We start from the raw sequence: 2429 nt of genomic DNA on the forward strand, positions 1-2429 counted from the left end.
AGTAAACGAATACCATGAGCAGATCATTCAGGCATAGCCTTTCGCTGACGATGACCACGCCCATAGGACGTGGTTTTTATTTATTAATAAAAAACGAAACCATTGGTGTAGTTCATGGTCATGCTATAATATCCATGCTTGAAAAACTTGAATTAAAACTTGATAGCGGAGCAAAAACTGCGAAAACAAATGCACTAAAAATGATAAATAAAAGGTATAACATCATTGCTGATTCTGATGTTATTGTACTGTACTCGTGGAAAGAAATTGGACAAAGCACAAGTGACTTACAACAAGGACCATCTATTGGAGCTATAAAACGTGTCTATATTGCAACAGGGTTACACTTCCCTGACAATGTTGCCGAAAGTATTTTTGATGCCGTTGATACAATGAGGAATAATGGCCAAGTACAAAAAATATACGACAAATGGCTAAGACATTAAATGAAGCAAAGATCAAATAACCCCAAAGGACATACTGTAAATAATACACTTTAAATAAATTATCAAAATAATTATTCAATTAAATTTCTACGCAAATACACTACCTAATTTATGCTATTTTTTCTTAACATCTCTTGATATTGCTTATTTAGTGTTTTAGCTTCAAACTTAATGAGTTGCTTTTTGGAACAGTCTCCCATTAGCTCCCATGTTTCTTGGAAAAGACTAAATGGATCCTCTTCAGGTACACCAAAACAGTTTCCATTAATACGAACTACCTTTGTATCACCAACCTGACCAAACTCAAAATATTTATTTTCTTCTTTAACTCGTTCACCTTCAAGATATTTATATCGTTCCTTTTTCTTACGATCAACCACGTTTAGTTTATTTCTTAGCTGCTTTGAGAATACTGTAAAATTTTCTCGAATCAAGGTATTACTCGTACTTAAGTCATCTTCACTGCTTAGTGACGAATCTAATTGCTCTACCTGTTTTAATATATCACCATAAGAAATTCGTTTAGTTTGAGAGCTCACTTCACTAGCATCAACTTTAACATTGCTTTTATGATCACCTTTCTGATTTTGTTTTTTGTTAGAAATAGCTATAGCATTTTCAACAATCAGTTCTTCTTTCTTTGACCTATTATATTTTTCTTTATTAAGATTATTAGCCTTTGAATTATTTACTACCTTGCTTTTCTGTAATACACCATCAGAAGCTATTAATCTAGCTTTTTTTACAGCAGAAGACTGCTTAACATTTTCCCTAGCACTTTTATTTACAATTTCAATAATTAATTTTTTTGAGTAGCCTTGATGCATGGTCTTATCATTTGAAAAGAGCCCTACCTTATACACAATCCCGAATACTAAAACATGAAGACAAAGAGACAACACAACCCCTTGCCTAAAAGTCATTGATGAAATTCTACTCTTGCTTTGAACAAGGCAACCATCAAGCACCAAAGTACTATTTTCGTCGCACATCCACTGTATGCCTTTTATTACAACGATATTCCACCTATCTCTACTCCTAATGAATTGTACCTAAAGCTCAATAAATAAAGCGTTCGATTATTAAATCCCAAATAAGTTCATAGATAGATTGTCTGTTAATCATAGTCACCATGAATACCGTATATATACCCAAAACGAAGGGTTTTTAGGTATAATACACCATCACACGATCGTTCAAGGAGAACAAGGATTATGTTTATTAATAAATCAGTTTTAAGCCTTTGTGGTTTATTAACTATCTCTACTTTTGTAAATGCCTACGACCAAACATGCTATGAAAATGCCATAAATAGCGTAAAGAATCTTTCAAAGTGTGACCTTAGTGATGCAGATTTAACTCAAGGTAATAGTATTCCCCGCAAGGACTATAATGCAGTGACATTAACTCATGCTAATCTAAGTAATACTAACATGTATGGTGTTTATTTAAACAATGCTGATCTTAAATTTACCTACATGAAAGGAGTAATACTGTATTATGCCGACGCTCAAAACACCAATATGTCTTTTGCAGACTTAGAAAAATCAACCTTAAATGTAGCCAACCTATCCAGCGCCAAATTAATTCAAACAAACTTATCCAATAGCGACTTAACGGGTGCATCCTTATTTTTTGCTGACTTTTCTGCAGCAAACTTACAAAACGCAAACTTAAGCTATACCATGATGGCTGAAACTGACTTTAAATATGCAAACTTTAGTCATGCTTCAATTGAAGGCGCAGAGGCAGGCTCATCAAATTACAGCTATGCAAACTTCAATAATGCAACACTGCAACATGCTCAACTCATAAGCTCAAACTTTAGTCATGCCAATTTATCAAATGCTAATTTATCCTATGCAGACTTTCGTAACACAAACTTAACATCACGCGATGCTCGACTTTTATTAGTTTGAAATGACAACCCCTGACCCCAACCTTTGTTTTGCCGAAACAAATTCAAAGGGACAGGGGATGTCA

3 protein-coding genes are annotated in these 2429 nt (G+C 33.9%); 2 read left to right on the forward strand and 1 reads right to left on the reverse strand.

All coding sequences use genetic code 11. From position 1 onward, the window contains the following. The first annotated feature begins 50 nt into the window (after window positions 1-50). Window positions 51-446, forward strand: coding sequence for a hypothetical protein (locus tag F607_RS0126285; RefSeq protein ID WP_027710375.1), 396 nt, complete (start codon window positions 51-53; stop codon window positions 444-446). A 104-nt stretch (window positions 447-550) separates the two neighbouring features. Here F607_RS0126285 and F607_RS0126290 read toward each other — a convergent pair whose 3' ends face one another. Then, window positions 551-1438 (reverse strand): hypothetical protein, encoded by an 888-nt coding sequence (locus F607_RS0126290; protein WP_157365617.1) that lies wholly within the window; start codon window positions 1436-1438, stop codon window positions 551-553. A 222-nt stretch (window positions 1439-1660) separates the two neighbouring features. Between F607_RS0126290 and F607_RS32085 the strand changes: the two genes are divergently transcribed. Then, entirely contained in the window at window positions 1661-2365 is a 705-nt protein-coding gene (locus F607_RS32085) for a pentapeptide repeat-containing protein (protein ID WP_038292448.1), read from the forward strand. The last annotated feature ends 64 nt before the right edge of the window (window positions 2366-2429 follow it).

The organism is Zooshikella ganghwensis DSM 15267 (genome assembly GCF_000428585.1).
GTDB classification, from domain to species: Bacteria; Pseudomonadota; Gammaproteobacteria; order Pseudomonadales; family Zooshikellaceae; genus Zooshikella; species Zooshikella ganghwensis.